The 16,484-nt window shown below is 73.5% G+C and carries 12 protein-coding genes; all 12 read right to left on the bottom strand.

All coding sequences use genetic code 11. The annotated features are described in order from the left end of the window. Positions 1–60 precede the first annotated feature (60 nt). The 12 genes from ACIPRD_RS26595 to ACIPRD_RS26540 all read right to left on the bottom strand — a co-directional run bounded on the left by ACIPRD_RS26595 (position 61) and on the right by ACIPRD_RS26540 (position 16,431). Positions 61–1,476 (bottom strand): protein phosphatase 2C domain-containing protein, encoded by a 1,416-nt coding sequence (locus tag ACIPRD_RS26595; protein ID WP_401566550.1) that lies wholly within the window; start codon positions 1,474–1,476, stop codon positions 61–63. 3 nt (positions 1,477–1,479) lie between these two features. Then, positions 1,480–4,074, bottom strand: a complete 2,595-nt coding sequence (locus tag ACIPRD_RS26590) for a tetratricopeptide repeat protein (protein ID WP_401566548.1) — start codon at positions 4,072–4,074, stop codon at positions 1,480–1,482. After that, complete coding sequence (locus ACIPRD_RS26585) at positions 4,071–5,378, bottom strand: hypothetical protein (RefSeq protein ID WP_401566545.1); 1,308 nt, start codon at positions 5,376–5,378, stop codon at positions 4,071–4,073. Before ACIPRD_RS26585 ends, ACIPRD_RS26590 begins: the two co-directional genes overlap by 4 nt. Before the next feature lie 44 nt (positions 5,379–5,422). Beyond that, positions 5,423–6,457 carry a glutamate ABC transporter substrate-binding protein gene (locus ACIPRD_RS26580; protein ID WP_401566542.1) on the bottom strand — a complete coding sequence of 345 codons (1,035 nt, stop codon included), beginning with the start codon at positions 6,455–6,457 and terminating at the stop codon, positions 5,423–5,425. A 14-nt stretch (positions 6,458–6,471) separates the two neighbouring features. After that, positions 6,472–7,851: a hypothetical protein gene (locus tag ACIPRD_RS26575; RefSeq protein WP_401567026.1), complete on the bottom strand. Its 1,380-nt coding sequence runs from the start codon at positions 7,849–7,851 to the stop codon at positions 6,472–6,474. Positions 7,852–8,148: 297 nt separating this feature from the next. After that, a complete protein-coding gene (locus ACIPRD_RS26570) occupies positions 8,149–9,132 on the bottom strand; it encodes a BadF/BadG/BcrA/BcrD ATPase family protein (protein WP_356397259.1) in 984 nt (327 codons plus the stop codon). Beyond that, on the bottom strand, positions 9,123–10,388 hold the full coding sequence (locus ACIPRD_RS26565; RefSeq protein ID WP_401566539.1) for a 6-phospho-beta-glucosidase: 1,266 nt from the start codon (positions 10,386–10,388) through the stop codon (positions 9,123–9,125). The genes ACIPRD_RS26570 and ACIPRD_RS26565 overlap by 10 nt, the downstream gene beginning before the upstream one ends. Before the next feature lie 7 nt (positions 10,389–10,395). Further along, on the bottom strand, positions 10,396–11,289 hold the full coding sequence (locus tag ACIPRD_RS26560; protein ID WP_401566536.1) for a carbohydrate ABC transporter permease: 894 nt from the start codon (positions 11,287–11,289) through the stop codon (positions 10,396–10,398). A gap of 2 nt (positions 11,290–11,291) precedes the next feature. After that, positions 11,292–12,233: a sugar ABC transporter permease gene (locus tag ACIPRD_RS26555; RefSeq protein WP_356397267.1), complete on the bottom strand. Its 942-nt coding sequence runs from the start codon at positions 12,231–12,233 to the stop codon at positions 11,292–11,294. A 3-nt stretch (positions 12,234–12,236) separates the two neighbouring features. Then, a complete protein-coding gene (locus ACIPRD_RS26550) occupies positions 12,237–13,580 on the bottom strand; it encodes an ABC transporter substrate-binding protein (protein ID WP_401566533.1) in 1,344 nt (447 codons plus the stop codon). Between the two features lie 168 nt (positions 13,581–13,748). Next, entirely contained in the window at positions 13,749–14,969 is a 1,221-nt protein-coding gene (locus ACIPRD_RS26545) for an ROK family transcriptional regulator (RefSeq protein WP_356397273.1), read from the bottom strand. A gap of 346 nt (positions 14,970–15,315) precedes the next feature. Then, positions 15,316–16,431 carry a mechanosensitive ion channel family protein gene (locus ACIPRD_RS26540; RefSeq protein ID WP_356397276.1) on the bottom strand — a complete coding sequence of 372 codons (1,116 nt, stop codon included), beginning with the start codon at positions 16,429–16,431 and terminating at the stop codon, positions 15,316–15,318. Between the last annotated feature and the right edge of the window lie 53 nt (positions 16,432–16,484).

Below are 16,484 nucleotides of genomic sequence, written 5' to 3'. Positions count from 1 at the left end.
TTCGTGTGTGGTGCGTCGTGCACTCGTGTGTGGTGCGTCGTGCGGCGCCGTTCTACGGCCTCAGGCCGATCCTGCCCCCTGCGGCGGTGCGGGGAACGGCAGGACCGCCACTGTTACGTTGTCGTGGCCGCCGCCGTCCAGGGCGTGACCGACCAGCACGCGGGCGCTGTGCAGCGGCCGTGCGGCCGCGTCCCGCGGCAGCGCCTCGGCCATCTCCTCGGCGGTCTCCGCGTAGTTCCACAGGCCGTCGGTGCACACCAGCACCGTGCCGGGCCGGTCCGGCTTGAAGGACGCGGTGTGCGGCTCCAGTTCGTAGGCGTCGGCGCCGAGCCAGCCGGTGATCGCGTGGGCGCGCTCGTCGGCGTACGCCTCCGCCTCGTTCATCAGCCCGGCCGCGACCATCTGCGCGGCCCAGGAGTCGTCCTCGGTGAGCCGGGCCGGGGGGCCGGAGCGGTCGTCGGGCACCCAGTAGACGCGGCTGTCGCCGACCCAGCCGACCACCAGCAGCCCGGAGGTGACGACGGCGGCGACGATGGTGCAGGCCGGCGCGTTCTGCTGCGGGGCGTGCTCGTGGTCCGGCGCGGGCTCCTCCGCCAGCGCGTCGACGGCCCGCGCGGCGGCGACGATCGCCTCGTGCAGAGCCGTCTGTGGGTGCGTGCCGCGCGGCAGGGCCGCCAGCAGGCTGTCCCCGGCCGTGCGGGCGGCGGCCAGCGAGGCCTCGTCCGGGCGGGTCGCCGAGGACACCCCGTCGCAGACGACCGCCAGCAGGGCCGGCGCGCCGTCGGGCAGCGCGGTCCGGGCGACGGAGAAGGCGTCCTCGTTGCGGTGATGGCGCAGGCCGCGGTCGCTCACGGCGGCCACCGGGCCCTCCTCCCGCTCCATGTGGTCGCGTTCGCGGGGCTGGGCGTGCCCGCAGTTCTCGCAGTAGCCGTCGTCGTCCACGCGGCCCGCCCGGCAGGCCACACAGACCGCACCGTCGGTACCGGCGGCGCCGTCCGGCGCGGCGGCGGGGTCGGCGGCGGCGCGCGGGTCCGGGGCCTGCAGCGGATAGTCGTCGGGTTCGTCGGGCCGGTCGAACCGCACACCGGGCGAGGCCTGCCCCGGTGCCGGTGACGGTGCCGCGGGCGCCACGGCGGGCGCCACGACGGGCGGGGGAGGCGCGGCCGGCATGGGCGGTACGGCGGTGCCGGCGCCCGGACCGGACAGCGGCGAGCCGCCCGAGTCGGTACCAGGCACGTCCGCCGCCCGGTGCGCGGCCGGCGGTGTGCTGCCGGAACCGGGCTCGGGCGCCGGCCAGCCCACCGCCTCCCCGGGCACCGGGGAGCCGGTCATGGTGAGCGTCGGGTGGTCCTGCGGCGGGGCGGGCACGACGGAGAGGTCGTATCCGCACGCGCCGCAGAAGAGGTCACCCTGCTCGAGCGGCTCCGTGCAGCTCGGGCACTTCGACAGTGCGGCCTGCTGGGGCATCTGCGACATCAACTACACCCACGTCCGGGGGCGGTAACGGTTGGCCCGTTCCACCAGCTCGATCCTCTCCTCGCCGCCCGGTGCCAGTCTGGCCAGCGTGCGGTAGGCGCGCTCCAGACCGAAACGCAGGCCCCGCTCGTCCAGACCGCTGCCGAGCAGCACCCGTCCGCCGGCCGCGGGCCCGGCGGCGTCCTGACCTCCGGAGAGTATCCAGTCCAGCGCGCAGCCGAGTACTTCGGCGGACAACTGCTCGCGGCGCGCCGGATCGAGACCGTACGCCTGGAGCGCCTCGATCTGCCCGGCGGCGGCCGTCAGGTCCTCCTGGAACGGCAGGTCGTCCCTGCCCGCGGTGCGCTGCCTGAGCCGCGCGCGCACGGCCGCGACCCGGGCCGCCGTGTAGTGGATGGACGACTCCGGCACCGACTCCAGGGTGCGCACGGCACCGCCCCGGTCGCCGGCCGCGAGGCGGACCCGGGCCAGTCCGAAGGCGGCGCTGACGAAGCTCGGGTCGGTGGCCCACACCAGCCGGTAGTACTCGGCGGCGTTGTCCAGCTGGCCCAGCACCTCCGCGCACAGGCCGAGCGCCAGCTTGGGCGCCGCCTCGCCGGGAAAGGCGTCGTAGACCGCGTCGAAGGCCAGCGCGGCGCCCTCGAAGTCGCCGGTGGCCAGGGCCGTCACGCCCCGGTACCAGACCACCCGCCAGTCGTCGGGCCGTTCCTCCTCCAGCGCGGCCAGCCGCGTCAGCGCCGTACCGTGGTCGCCGTTCTCCAGCAGGGCGCGGATCTGCCGCAGCCGGGTCTCCACGGTTTTGGCCGGCGCCGACTCCAGCGCGGCGATCAGCTCGGCCGGGGCCGAGGCCATGAGACCGGCGAGGAAACCGGCGTCGGGGTCGGCGGGGTCGACCAGCGGCACGGGCAGCGCGAGCGCGGCCGCGGCCGTGTCGACGTTCCTGACCAGGGGCGCCGGGACGGGTCCGGACACCGGCGCCGTGAGCGGGGTCCGCCCGGGCCCCCGCGTCTGCGCGGGGAGTGCCACCGGTGTCCCGCCGGGCGCCGGAGCCCGCAGGCGTTCCCGGGCCCTCCTGCCGCCGGCCGGCCGGGCGCCCAGCAGCGAGACGTCACCGGGCGGCGCCGGGAACAGCTCGGTGTCGGTGACCTTCGTCTCGGGCCCGAACAGCGTCGACAGGGCGGGCCGTGCCTGCCCGGTCTGCAGCGAGACCACCTCGCGCAGCACGCCGGTCAGCTGCTCGGCCATCTCCTGGGCGGTGGCGAACCGGCGGGCCGGGTCGGGGTCGGTGGCGCGCACCAGCAGCCGGTAGAACGACTCGTAGCGCCGGAAGACCTCGACGGTGTCCGGATCGGGCAGACAGTCCACGTAGACGTTGGTGTAGCCCTGGAACTCGAAGGCGAGCACCGCGAGGGTACGGCCCACCGTGTACAGGTCGCTCGCCACCGACGGGCCGGTCTCGGCGACCTCGGGCGCCTGGTAGCCGACCGTGCCGTAGATCGCGGACTCGTCGTCGTCCATGCGGCGCACGGCGCCCATGTCGATCAGCTTGAGCTGGTCCTCGGTCTGGATGGCGTTGTCGACCTTGAAGTCGCAGTACAGCAGGTTGCGGCTGTGCAGATGGCCGAGCGCCTCCAGCGCCTCGATGCCGTACGCGCAGGTCTGCTCCACCGGCAGCGGATCGCGCCGCCCCTCCGGCGTGCGGCGGCCGTTGGCGATCTCCTTCAGCGACTTGCCGCCGACGTACTCCATGACGATGTAGCCGTCGAGCGACCCGGTGCGCTGGTCCAGGTGCTCCACGAAGTTGTAGATCCGCACGATGTTGGCGTGCTCGATCTCCGCGAGGAACCGGCGCTCGGAGATCGCGGCGGCCATCGCGTCCTGGTCGCCGGTGTCCAGCAGGCCCTTGAGCACCACCCACCGGTCGGCGACGGCCCGGTCCACCGCGAGGTAGATCCAGCCCAGGCCGCCGTGCGCGAGACAGCCCGCGACCTCGTACTGGCCGTGCACGACGTCCCCGGCCCGCAGCTTCGGCACGAACGAGTACGGGTGGCCGCACTTGGTGCAGAAGCCCTCCGTGCGCCCCGGCCGGTCACCGCGTGAACGCCCCACCGGAGCACCGCAGTCGGAGCGCGAGCAGTACCGCTTGCGCTCGGGCACCTCCGGGTTCTCCAGCGCCATCGCGCCCGGATCGGGCCGCGGCACCTGCGGCACCGCGACCAGTCCCGCGCCCAGCCGTCCCCGCGCGGAGGTGCCGGAGGACGAGCCCGAACTGCGCACCGACACCGAACGGCTCGTGGACCGGCCCGACTGGGCGCGCGAGAGCCGCCCGGACACCGAACGCCGCGACCTCGACGACTGCGAGGAGGTGCGCGAACCGCGGGTTCCCGCGCGGGAACCGCCGGTGCCCGACGACTCCGCGCCACCGCCCGTGATCCCGGTGGCCGGCGAGGAGACCAGTCCGTCCCCGGCCGCGGCCGGGGACGGCGCCGGCACGACCGGCGCCAGACCGCAGGTGTCGCAGTACAGCTCACCGCCGCCGACGTCCTCGTACGCCCCCTCGCAGCCCGGCCGCTGGCAGGCCCGTGGTGCCTGGCTCATGACGACTCACTCCCGTGGTCCTGAGGGCCGCCCTGCTGGGGGACCCGCGGTGTGCCGAGCGACTCGGCGGCGGCCTGCTGGTAGCGCAGCACGGCCTGTTCGGCGACGCGCAGGTCGCAGGGCGCGCTCCACAGCATGCGCCGCGCCGCGTCGTACCGTTCGATGAGCAGCGGGTCCTCGGCCAGGCCGTGCCGGGCGACCTTGGCCCGGTAGGCGTCCAGCCGGCCGCGCAGCTCGGCCCGCACCGCGAGCGGCGCGGTCACCTCCGTCAACGACTCGCGGGCGCGCAGCAGTTCGTCCTCCGCCTTCCGCTCCAGGGACTCCAGCAGCGGGGAGAGCCGGTGCCAGCGCGCCTGGCGCCGGTACTCGGCGGCGGCCGCCAGCTGCTCCTGGAGCGCGGTCGGTGGCCCGCTGACCACGGGCACCTCGGTCGCGGCGATCTTCGCCAGCACCTCGCCGCGCGCGGTCCGCGCCTCGGCGAGGGTGCGGTCCGCGCGGGAGAGCAGGTCCCGCAGCCGGATCAGCCGCTCCTCCGCGTCCTGCCGCACGGTCAGCACGGCTTCGATCTCCCGCCGCACGTCCTCCAGGGCGCGGGCCTCACGGTCGTACACCGTCGTGTCCGGGCGGCCGCCGCCGGGCGCCGAACTGCCCTCGGCCGGCACCCAGAAGGCGAGCGGGTCGCTGATCACGTCCTCGCGCAGCCCGGTCAGCGTGCGGGTGATCCGCTCCAGGTCGTCGCCCGCCGGGTGCTCCCCGGGGCGGACCCCGACGGAGTGGGCGAGCCTGCGGGTGCGCCCGAGCTCGGCCGCGAGCAGGTCGATCCGCGCGGGCAGCGCCGACCAGACCGCGTCGGCGCTGACGACCACGTCGAGCGAGGACGCGTACAGCTCGTTCATCCGGTCGACCAGGGAGACCAGCGAGAAGGTCTCGCTGAGCCTGCCGGTGCCGAGGGGAGCGGCGCCGCCGGCCACCGTGACGCTGTCGCCGCGCAGCAGCCCGGTCAGCGCGACCAGGTCCTCGCGGCTGGACCAGCGGCGCCGGGAGCGGATCTCCCGGGCGGAGCGCAGCGCGTCGGTGTAGGCGTCGAAGCAGGTCCACAGCAGGGTGACGGACACCTCCGTCACCGCCCAGCGGTCCTTGGTGACCCCGGTCAGCGCGGCTCCTTCGAGGAGTCTGCGGCCCGCGTGGTCCTGGAGGGCCAGCAGCGAGGTCTCGATCGCCTCGTGCTCCTGGCCGAGCCGCGCCAGCGCACGGTCCACCTCGTCCCGGTCCATCACCGGCCCGGCGGGGTCCGTGACGCCCATCGATCACCTCTCGCTGCTGTGTGGTTGGCCCGGTCCCGGGCGGGTCAGCTGTTGCGCAGATACTGCGGCGCGGGCGGTTTCGACGGCCCCGAGTCCTTGCCCAGGGTCGCCGACAGCCAGGTGTCGTACGACGCCTGCCAGCCGCTCGCGCGGTAGTCCACCAGGACGCGGTTGACCCGGCGTACCAGATCGGTCGCGTCCTTCTTCATCGCCACGCCGTAGTACTCGGTCGTGAACGCCTTGCCCTTGAGCTCGACCGTCGGGTCCTGGGCGGCCTGGCTCGCGGCGAGCGCGCCGTCGGTGACCACCGCGTCGACCTCGCCGAGCTGGAGCCTTACCAGGCAGTCGAGTTGGTTGGGGACGGTCGTGGAGATGTCGGTGGAGGCGGGCAGCGCGCCCCGGTCCCGGTCGGCCTTCAGCTTGCTGTACGCGGTCGAACCGGACGCCGTGCACACCCTCTTGTGGGCCAGGGTGCCGTCATAGCCCTTGATCGGGGACGACTTGGGGGCGAGCACCTGCTGGCCGGTCTTGAAGTAGGGCGCGGAGAAGGCGACCTGGCCGAGCCGTTCGCAGGTGATGGTCATCGCGCGGACGACCATGTCGACCTGGCCGTCCTGGATCGCGGGGATGCGCCTGCTGGTCGGTATCGCCTTGAACTGCACCGCGTCCGGGTCGCCGAGGATGTCCTGGGCGATGCGGTGGACGAGGTCGATGTCGAAGCCCTCCAGCTCCGCGCCCGCGGCGTTGGGGTTGCGGTAGCCCCAGCGGTAGCTGTTCTGGTCGACCCCGACGATCAGCTTGCGCTTGGCGCCCGTACGGGACTTGATGGCGTCGATGGTGTCCCCGTCGGCGCCGGACGGGGACAGCGTCTGCTTCTGCGCCTCGGAGTCCTCGCAGGAATCGGCGCGCGCCTGGCTGCCGCCGGTCACCCCCGGTCCGCCCGTCGCCGTCCCCGCCCCGGTCTGCTCCTGGGTGCGCGGCAGCAGCAGGACGAAGGCGAGCGCCAGGGCGCACAGCACCGCCATCGCGCCCACGCCGCCCCAGCCCCGCAGCGAGGCCCGTGCCCGTGCCGCGTCCATCGTCTGGCCCCCTGTCACCGGTACTCCGAAAGCCTGCGCCCGATGCCGGCCAGCGCGGCCGCCGCGCCGAGCACGGTGAGGACCGCGGCGCCGGCGGGAAGCCCGGTCATGGCGTCCCGTCCGTCACCGGCGGCCTGCCGGAACTCGCCCTGCTCGTGGGCGATGGCCCGGCGCAGATTGCCGTCGACGCTGTCGAAGCACGCGCCGGTCGCGTCCTTGGTCCCGATCACCTTGTCCAGCGCCTGCTGGTAGTTGCCGTTCTCGTCCTCGGTGCGGGCCGCCGCGTGCCGCTGCTTCCACACCTTCATGCTGGCCTCGGCCTCCTCGACCGGGGCGCTGCCCGCCCGGTCGTCGGCGAGCCGGCCGGCCTGCCCGAGGCCCTTGCCGAGCACCGACAGATCCCGGTCGAAGTCGTAGTAGTAGGCGTCGTAGGTCCGGCCGCCGACCGTGACGGTCTCGGCGCCGCGCGCCACCAGGCTCAGGTTCTCGTTGCCGCGGGCCTTCAGGGAGGCGATCCGCGCGTCCTGCAGCACGTTCAGCGAGCGGACGCCGTGCTCGTAGGAGCCGTCGAGCCCCGAGCGGGCGACGGTGTGCCCGACGAGCAGCCACAGCAGGGCGACCGCGGTCGCGGCGGTGGCCGCGGCCAGGCCCTGGTTGAGGAGGCGGTTGGTACGGCGGTAGGTGCGGTGCATCGCCCAGGCGAGCGCGGCCAGCGCGAGCACGCCGAGCGCGACCGCCGCCCACGGGTACGGCGTGGCGTCCCCGTAGTCGGACCTCAGCCGCTGGTTCTCGGTGGTGTGCAGGGACTCGGCCGCAGGGAGCATCTCCCGCTGCATCTTCTCGTTCGCGTACCGCAGATACGCGCCGCCGACCGGATAGCCCTGCCGGTTGTAGGTGCGGGCGCGTTCGATCAGGCCCTTGTACTCGGGCAGCAGTGTGTTCAGCCGGGCGACGGTCGCCTCCGACGGCGAACCGGGCTCGGCGTTGGCGGCGGCCGTGACGAGACCCGCGGCGGCCGTACGGATGTCCTTCTCGTACCGGTCGCGGGACGCGGCCGTCTCCTGGCCACCGGCCAGGAACCCGCTGGAGGCGGCCGTGTTGGCGTCCGCGAGCGAGCGGTAGATGTCGGCGGCGCCGGAGCTGAGCGGCTGGCTGCGGTGCAGCACGTCGTCGGCGGCCGCCGCGCGTTCGCTGCTCTGCCACGCCGTGACCGCCCCGAACGCGACGACCAGCAGGGCCAGTACGGCCCCGATGATGCGCAGCCGGCCCGGTTCCGTCGTCGCCGCGGCCCGCACCGCGTCGACGCCCTCGGCGAACGCGGTACGACGGGCCGCCGGCGCGGTCGCGGGCCGCGGCGGGACCTGCCGCGGCGGCACCGCGGGCGCGGCGGGCATGCCGGGACCCGCCCCCGGTGGCGCCGCGCTGCTCTTCGGCGGGTGTGTCACCTGACCTCCCCCATGGTCATCCGTCCGCCGCCCAGTATCACCGTCCGCGGGGACATCCGCACCAGCCTTCACGGCATACCGGCCGGATCGCGGCGGAGGCCTTCCGGTGGCCGGGTTCTGGAGCACCCCTGCCCACGAACACGCCGGGCAAAGCCTGTCGGTTCCCCCGGAGCGCGCGCCCCGGAGCACCCGCCCCACCGCACCCGCAGCAGACGCGGTGTCACATGCGCCTGAAAGCTGCCGTGTTCAGCCCTCCCAGTGCGTCCGTGTCCGTTCCTGGGCCCGCGGTCCCGCCCCCAGCCGGTCCAGGCCCAGCAGCGCCGCGCCCATCACGGGGCTCGCCGACACCACGCGCACGTCCGCCTTCGGGGCGCGCTCGCAGAGCAACGCGGCGATACGGTCGTCGAGTTGCGGATGGCCCGCGGTCAGGACGCTGCCGCCGAGCAGCACCGGGGTCTCCTCGTCGAGCAGGCCGAGCCGGGTGAGCGCGACGGTGGCCATCGTGGCGACCTCCTCCGCCAGCCGGTCCACCAGGGAGCGGGCGACCGGATCGCCCGCGGCCGCCGTGGCGAACAGGACCGGGGTCAGCTCGTGCCGGTGCGCGTGGTCGACACGGTCCAGATGGAGCGCCTCGATCAGCGCGTACACGGACGGCAGCCCGAAGTGCGCGGGCAGGGTGCGGGACAGGTCGGTGGGGCCGCCCCGGCCGTCCTCCGCGCGGGCCGCGTGCCACAGGGCCTCCTCGGCCATCGCCCAGCCCCCGCCCCAGTCGCCGGAGATCCGGCCGAGCGCGGGGAAACGGGCGGTGCGGCCGTCGGGACGCATGCCGACGCAGTTGATGCCCGCGCCGCACACCACGGCGACCCCCCGGGGCTCGGCCACGCCCGCGCGCAGGATCGCGAAGGTGTCGTTGCGGACCTCCGTCGAGGCGCCCCAGGCACGCGCGTGCAGCGCCGCCGTCAACTGCTCCTCCTCCACCGGCAGATCGGCGTTGGCCAGACAGGCGGAGACATGCGTGACGGCGGACAGCCCCGCCGCCGCCAGGGCCCGGGCGACAGGGTCGGCCAGCGCGTCCATCGCCGCGTCCAGGCCCACCGCGGGCGGCCGGAAGCCACCGCCGCGAGCGGTGGCCAGGACCTCCCCGCCGGCGGTGACCACCGCCACATCGGTCTTGCTGTTGCCCGCGTCGACGGCGAGAACGCTCGCGGACTCAGGTGCGGTCAGGCCCACGCGAAGTGCTCCCGGTTGTGCGCGATCAGCAGGTCGGTCAGGGTGTCGGCGCTGTCGTACTGGCCGACGAGGGGGTGGGCGAGCAGCGCGCGGAAGACGCGGTCCCGGCCGCCGCGCAGGGCCGCGTCCAGGGCGAGGTCCTCGTACGCGGTCACGTTCGCCATCAGCCCCGCGAACAGCGGGTCGACCGCGGGCACCGGCAGCGGTACGGGCCCGCCCGGACCCACCGCCGACTGCACCTCGATCACCGCGTCGTCGGGGAGGAACGGCAGCGTCCCCCGGTTGAGGGTGTTCACCACCTGGTACGGGCTCCCGGAGCCGCCCAGCAGGGCCGCCACCAGGTCCACGGCGGCCTCCGAGTAGAACGCGCCGCCCCGCTTGGCGAGCAGGGCCGGCTTCTCGTCCAGGGACGGGTCGCCGTACATCTCCAGCAGTTCGCGTTCCAGGGCCGCGACCTCGGCGGCCCGGGACGGCTTGGTGCGCAGTTCCCCGACCACCTCGTCGTGGGCGTAGAAGTAGCGCAGGTAGTACGACGGGACCACGCCGAGCCGGTCCAGCAGCCGGCGGGGCAGCCGCAGGTCGGCGGCGATCGCGTCGCCGTGCTTGGCGAGGAGCGACGGGAGCACGTCCTCGCCCTCGGGGCCGCCGAGGCGCACCCCGGTCTCCCAGGTGAGGTGGTTCAGCCCGACGTGGTCCAGGTGCACCTCCCCGGCCGGGGTGCCCAGCAGCGCCGCGAACTTGCGCTGGAGCCCGATCGCCACGTTGCACAGGCCGATCGCCCGGTACCCGCCCTGGAGCAGCGCGCGGGTGACGATGCCGACCGGGTTGGTGAAGTCGACGATCCAGGCGCGGGGGTTGGCGCGGCGGACCCGCTCGGCGATGTCCAGGACCACCGGCACCGTGCGCAGCGCCTTGGCCAGGCCGCCCGCGCCGGTCGTCTCCTGCCCGATGCAGCCGCACTCCAGCGGCCAGGTCTCGTCCCGTTCCCGGGCCGCCTGCCCGCCCACGCGCAGCTGGAGCAGGACCGCGTCGGCGTCCTCCACGCCGGCGTCCAGATCGGAGGTCGTGACGACCCGGCCGGGGTGGCCCTGCCGGGCGAAGATCCGGCGCGCCAGGCCGCCGACCAGCTCCAGGCGTGCGGCGTCCGGGTCGACGAGGACCAGTTCCTCGACGGGCAGGGTGTCCCGCAGGCGGGCGAAGCCGTCGACGAGTTCGGGGGTGTAGGTCGATCCGCCGCCGACCACGGTGAGTTTCACTGGGTGCTTATCCCTTCACTCCGGTGAGCGTGACACCCTCGACGAACGCCTTCTGGGCGAAGAAGAACACGAGGATCACGGGGGCCATGACCAGCACGGTCGCGGCCATGGTCAGGTTCCAGTCGGTGTGGTGGGCGCCCTTGAAGGACTCCAGGCCGTAGGAGAGGGTCCAGGCGCCGGGGTTCTCGGAGGCGTAGATCTGCGGGCCGAAGTAGTCGTTCCAGGCGTAGAAGAACTGGAAGAGTGCCACGGCCGCGATGCCCGGCTTCGCCATCGGCAGCACGACACGCAGCAGCGTACGCAGCTCGCCGCAGCCGTCGACCCGCGCGGCGTCCAGGTACTCGTCCGGGATCGTCGTCAGGAACTGGCGCAGCAGGAAGACGGAGAACGCGTCCCCGAACGCCATCGGGACGATCAGCGGCCACAGCGTCCCCGACAGGTCCAGCTGCTTCGCCCAGAACAGGTACATCGGGACGACGACGACCTGCGGGGGCAGCATCATCATCGAGATCACCAGCATCAGGGACAGATTCCGGCCCCGGAAGCGGAACTTGGCCAGCGCGTACGCCACCGGCAGGGACGACACCACGGTCAGCACGGTGCCGAGCCCGGCGTACAGCAGCGTGTTGCGCCACCAGGTCAGGAAGCCCGGGGTGTGCAGCACGGCCCGGTAGTTGCCCCACTCCCAGGGGTGCGGGACCAGGTCCCGGCTCAGCGCCTGGCTGTCGCTCATCAGCGAGGTCAGGAACACGAACACGAAGGGGAGGACGAAGAAGAGCGCCGCGGCGACGGCGAGCGCGTGCACCGCGACCCACTCCAGAGCCGCGCCGCGCCGCGCCGCGCGCCCGGCCCGGGTGGCCGGGGGGACGGTCCCGGCCGGTCTGTCGAGCACCTGGGTCATCGTCAGTCACCTGCCTGGATGAGGCCGCCCCGGCGCCGCATCAGCAGTGCGGTGAACGCCATGGACAGCGCGAACAGCACCAGCGCGACCACGCAGGCCGAGCCGTAGTCGAAGCGCTGGAAGCCGAGGTTGTACACGAGCTGGGGGAGGGTGAGCGTGGACCTGTCCGGGTAGCCGGGCTCGAACTGGACGCCCGCGCCCTGGATCACGCCCGAGGCGACCTTCCCGGCCACCAGCGGCTGGGTGTAGTACTGCATGGCCTGGATGACCCCGGTGACCACGGCGAACATCACGATCGGCGAGATGTTCGGCAGCGTCACATAACGGAACCGCTGCCAGGCGGAAGCCCCGTCCAGCTCGGCGGCCTCGTACTGCTCCCTGGGCACGTCGAGCAGCGCCGCCATGAAGATCACCATGAGGTCGCCGACGCCCCACAGCGCCAGCAGCGTCAGGGCCGGCTTGGACCAGTCCGGGTCGCTGAACCAGCCCGGCGCCGGGATACCCGCCTTCTCCAGCAGGGAGTTCACGGGGCCGGTACCGGGGTTGAGGAGGAACGCGAAGGCCATGGTCGCCGCGACCGGCGGGGCCAGGTAGGGCAGGTAGAACAGGGTGCGGAAGACGCCCGTGCCCGTCCTGACCTTGGTGATGAGCAGGCCGACACCGAGCCCGAACAGCACCCGCAGGGTCACGGTCACCAGGACCAGCCACAGCGTGTTGCGCAGGGCCGGCCAGAAGAGGGGGTAGTGCGAGAAGACGTACTCCCAGTTCTGGCCGCCGTTCCACCGCGGCGGGGCGAAACCGTTGTAGTGCGTGAAGGAGAAGTAGACCGTGGAGACGAGCGGATAGGCGAAGAAGACCGCGAAGCCGATCAGCCACGGCGACATGAAGGCGAGGGTGCGCAGGGCCGCCCGGCGGCGCCGGGACGCGAGAGTGACCGTGCCCATGGGCTACTTCGCCTGCGCGATGTCGGTGTCGATCTGCGCGGCCGTCTTCCGCAGACCGGCCTTCAGGTCGGTGACCTTGCCGCTCTCGTAGTCGTAGCCCAGCTGCTGGATCGTCACCAGGTACTGGCCGCCGTTGACCGAGGGGGGCGTGGTGGTCGACCGGGGGTCGGCGGCGATGTCCAGGAAGGTCTTGAACCGCGGGTCGTACTTCAGCTTCGGGGACTTCAGCGCGGCGAGCGTGGAGGGCACGTTGTGGATGTCGTTGGCGAAGCCGACCACCGCGTCGGTGTCCGTGGTCATGTACTTCACCAGTTCCCAGGCCGCGTTCTGCTTGCGGCTGGTGGCGGCGATGCCGGTGATGGTGCCGGTGATGTAGCCCTTGCCGTACTGCTTCTCCTGGTCGTCGGGGACGGGCAGCGGGGCCACCCCGATCTCGAACTTCGGCTTGGCGTCGAGCGCCATGCCGAGCCGCCACTCGCCGTCGAGCTGCATGGCCACCTGGCCGGTGTGGAAGGGGTGCCGGGGGCCCCACTCGTCGCCGAGCGTGGCCCGGAACTTCTCCAGCCGCTGGAATCCGCCGAGTTCGCCGACGAGCCGCTTCTGCAGCGCGAAGCCCTTCTCGAACGCCGGGTCACTGGCGAGCGCGGACCTGCCGTCCTTGCCGAAGTACGTCGGCGAGAACTGCCCGAAGTAGTGCTCCGTGGTGGACTCCCAGCCGTGGTAGTCCGGCATGAAGCCGAGCTGCCGGTAGCCGTCGCCGCGGGGCACGGTGAGCTTCTTGGCGTCGGCCTCGAACTCGGACCAGGTCTTCGGCGCGTGCGCGATGCCGGCCTTCGCGAACGCCGTCTTGTTGTAGTACAGCCCGTACGCGTCGCCCAGCAGCGGGGCGGCGCAGCGGACGCCGTCGAACCGGGTGTACTCGTTCATCGCCTTCGGGAAGGTCGTCGCGGGGTCGATGTGCGACTTCTCGAAGAACGGGTTCAGGTCGGCCAGCGCGCCCGAGGAGCAGAACTCGCCCACGTTGTTGGTGGTGAACGAGGAGATCACGTCCGGGGCGCGGTCGCCGCCGGAGCGCAGCGCCTGGTTGATCTTGTCGTCGGTCATGTTGCCGACCACGCGCACATGGATGTTGGGGTGCGCCTTCTCGAACCCGGCGACCAGGGCGCCGACCGCCTTCACCTCGTTCGGCGCGCTCCACGCGTGCCAGAAGTTGATCGTCGTCTCCGCGGAGGCGTCGTCGGTGGCCCCGGAGCCGGACTGGCCGGTGCACGCGGTGGTCAGCAGCGCCAGCGACGCGGTGAGCGCGAAAGCCGTCCTGCGGACGGCGGACGGTATGACTTCGGGCATGGCGAGGCCTCCCAGGGCCGGGCGGTGGAAGGAACGGGTACGGAGTACGGTGCGGGTCACGGGTGGCGCGGTGCGTTTCGGCTCGGTGCTGTTCGGGGGCGGGGCGGCGCCGCTCGCGGGGGTGCGGGGCGGCGCGGTGCTGTTCGCGGCGGTGCGGGGCGGTGCGGGTCAGCGGGAGGTGTCGAAGACCTCGTCCCGGGTGGCCGCGAGCGCGCACTCCAGCGCGCCGCGCAGGACGGGGTGCGCGCGGACGTCACCGACGACGAGCCGCGGACGGGCCGCCGCCAGTTCCTCCAGCTCGGCCTGGACGAGACCGCGCAGGACCTCGCCGCCGGCGGTCAGGGCCGAGCCGCTGAGGACGACGAGTTCGGGGTCGAGTACGGACACGAGCGAGGCGAGACCGGTGGCCAGCCGGGTCGCGTAGGCCCGCAGCAGCTCCCGGTGCGGACCGTCCGCGTGGTCGGCGGCACGGGCCACGAGGGTCTCGGCGGCCTCGGTGTACGGCCCCGACGGCACGTCGGGCACGCCGAGTTCGCGGGCCAGCTTCGGCAGCTCCTGGGCGCCGGCCAGTTCCTGGAAGCCGCCGCTGTTGGTCCGGGTCACCTGGCGCACCAGCGGCGCGCCCGGCACCGGCAGGAAGCCGACCTCGCCCGCGCCGCCGGTCCAGCCCCGGTGCAGCCGGCCGCCCAGCACCAGAGCGGCGCCCAGGCCCTCCTGGTTCCACAGCAGCACGAAGTCCCCGTGGCCGCGGGCGGCGCCGAGCCGCTGCTCGGCGAGGGCGACGAGGTTGACGTCGTTCTCGTACTCGACGGGCATCGGCAGGGCGGCGGCGAGTTCGCCGAGGAGCGTGGGGGAGTGCCAGCCGGGCAGATGGGAGGCGTACCGCAGGCGGCCGGTGTTCGGGTCGAAGCCGCCGGGAGTGCCGATCACCAGCCGGTGGACGTCGGCCCGGGTGAGTCCGGCGGCCTTCACCGCGCCGTCCAGCGCGTCGGTGACCTGCCGGACGACGGGCCGGTCGGGATGCCGGCCGGGGGTGGGGAGCTCGAACTCGCCGACCGTGCGGCCGGTGATGTCGGCGACGGCGGCCCGCAGGCGGTGCGGGGTGACGTCGAGCCCGGCGGCGTACGCGGCGCCCGGGTGCACGGCGTACAGCTGGGCGCTGGGTCCCGGCCGGCCCTCGCTGGTGCCGGTGACCCGGACCAGGCCGGCCGCCTCCAGGCGGGCCAGCAGCTGGGAGGCGGTCGGCTTGGACAGTCCGGTGAGCTTGCCGATCCGGGTCCGCGACATCGGCCCGTGCTCCAGCAGGAGGTCCAGGGCGGCCCGGTCGTTCATGGCCCGCAGGACGCGCGGGGTGCCCGGCGTCCCTGGTGTGCCGGTGGTCCCTGCCATGATCGCCCCCGCTCTCCGGCCGCCGTCCGGCTTGCCCGGAAGATCACTGTTAGGAAAGTTTCCTATTCTCCCGACAGGAACGTAAGCCCGGGGTGAAGGGGGCGTCAAGAGAGAGGGGGCCGGGGGCGGGGAGGGCCGGCGGGGCGGGCGCGGCGAGCGCCGGTCGGGTGAGGCACGGTGATGCGGTCCCGCACGCGACGACGGGGCACCCGCGGCGCCTCCCGCGCCGGGATGCCCCGTCGTCACACGTACCTGCGCGGGGATGCCCCGCCTTCACACGAACCCGTGTCCGGCTGCCTCGCCCTTCACGCGGGCGGGCCCGCCGGACCGTGCCCCGCCCGCCGGGTCACTTCACCGGGGGCCGGGGCTGGACTATCGGGGACGCCTCCAGTGACTGCGGCGAGGTGCTGCTGGCGAAGGCCGAGGGAGCGGCGACGCCCGCGGACGGGTCCGGGGTCTCGACGTCCTCCGTGGCCGTCGCACCGCCCACGATCGGGATGCGCGCCGCGTCCAGGGCCTGCTTGACGCGCCAGCGCAGCTCGCGCTCCACGGTCAGCGACTTGCCCGGCATGGTCTTCGCGGAGACCCGGATGGCCATGGAGTCGATCAGCACGCTGTCCAGGCCGAGCACCTCCACCGGCCCCCACAGCATCTCGTTCCAGGGCTCTTCCTTGCTCATCCGCTCGCCGACCTCGGCCAGCGTGCTCTTGACCCGGTCCAGGTTCTCGCTCGACTTCACGGTCACGTCGACCGTCGCGGTCGCCCAGCCCTGCGAGAGGTTGCCGATCCGCTTCACCTCGCCGTTGCGCACGTACCAGGTCTCGCCGTTGGCACCGCGCAGCTTGGTCACCCGCAGGCCGACCGCCACGACCTCACCGGTGGCCACCCCGGCGTCGATCGTGTCGCCGACGCCGTACTGGTCCTCCAGGATCATGAAGACGCCGGAGAGGAAGTCCGTGACCAGGTTCCGGGCGCCGAAACCGATCGCGACACCGGCGACACCGGCGGAGGCCAGCAGCGGCGCCAGGTTGATCTTGAAGGTGGAAAGCACCATCAGCGCCGCCGTGCCGAGGATCAGGAAGCTCGCCACCGACCGCAGCACCGAGCCGATCGCCTGCGAACGCTGCCGGCGCCGCTCGGTGCTGGCCAGCAGCCCGCCCAGCGCGGTGTGCTCCACCTCCTGCGCGGTCCGGTTCATCCGGTCGATCAGCTTGGTGATCGACCGCCGCACCACCGCCCGCAGCACCACCGCGATGACCACGATCAGCAGGATCTGCAGCCCCATCGCGAGCCAGGTCGACCAGTTCTGCTCCACCCAGTCCGCCGCGTTCGTCGCGCTCTGCTGGGCGTCCTGGAGCGAGGGCACGATCGGCGCGCCGGAATCCGAGGGCGACGGCGACGGGGACGGCGACGCACCGGCGGCCAGCAGGACGACGGGCAGGGACACGGCAAGTACCTCCATGGTGCGTAGTCCGGTCCGGTGCGGCGGCCCAGGTCACGAAACCGAGGTCACCG

This window comes from Streptomyces sp. NPDC090108 (genome assembly GCF_044747185.1).
Taxonomy (GTDB): domain Bacteria; phylum Actinomycetota; class Actinomycetes; order Streptomycetales; family Streptomycetaceae; genus Streptomyces.
This window is presented reverse-complemented; position numbering and strand designations above follow the sequence as displayed.

What these genes read in the sequence shown, in the direction of transcription:
- ACIPRD_RS26595 (WP_401566550.1), bottom strand. Translation starts at nt 1,476, where the DNA reads ATGTCGCAGATGCCCCAGCAGGCCGCACTGTCGAAGTGCCCGAGCTGC.
- ACIPRD_RS26590 (WP_401566548.1), bottom strand. Translation starts at nt 4,074, where the DNA reads ATGAGCCAGGCACCACGGGCCTGCCAGCGGCCGGGCTGCGAGGGGGCG.
- ACIPRD_RS26585 (WP_401566545.1), bottom strand. Translation starts at nt 5,378, where the DNA reads ATGGGCGTCACGGACCCCGCCGGGCCGGTGATGGACCGGGACGAGGTG.
- ACIPRD_RS26580 (WP_401566542.1), bottom strand. Translation starts at nt 6,457, where the DNA reads ATGGACGCGGCACGGGCACGGGCCTCGCTGCGGGGCTGGGGCGGCGTG.
- ACIPRD_RS26575 (WP_401567026.1), bottom strand. Translation starts at nt 7,851, where the DNA reads ATGCCCGCCGCGCCCGCGGTGCCGCCGCGGCAGGTCCCGCCGCGGCCC.
- ACIPRD_RS26560 (WP_401566536.1), bottom strand. Translation starts at nt 11,289, where the DNA reads ATGACCCAGGTGCTCGACAGACCGGCCGGGACCGTCCCCCCGGCCACC.
- ACIPRD_RS26555 (WP_356397267.1), bottom strand. Translation starts at nt 12,233, where the DNA reads ATGGGCACGGTCACTCTCGCGTCCCGGCGCCGCCGGGCGGCCCTGCGC.
- ACIPRD_RS26550 (WP_401566533.1), bottom strand. Translation starts at nt 13,580, where the DNA reads ATGCCCGAAGTCATACCGTCCGCCGTCCGCAGGACGGCTTTCGCGCTC.
- ACIPRD_RS26545 (WP_356397273.1), bottom strand. Translation starts at nt 14,969, where the DNA reads ATGGCAGGGACCACCGGCACACCAGGGACGCCGGGCACCCCGCGCGTC.
- ACIPRD_RS26540 (WP_356397276.1), bottom strand. Translation starts at nt 16,431, where the DNA reads ATGGAGGTACTTGCCGTGTCCCTGCCCGTCGTCCTGCTGGCCGCCGGT.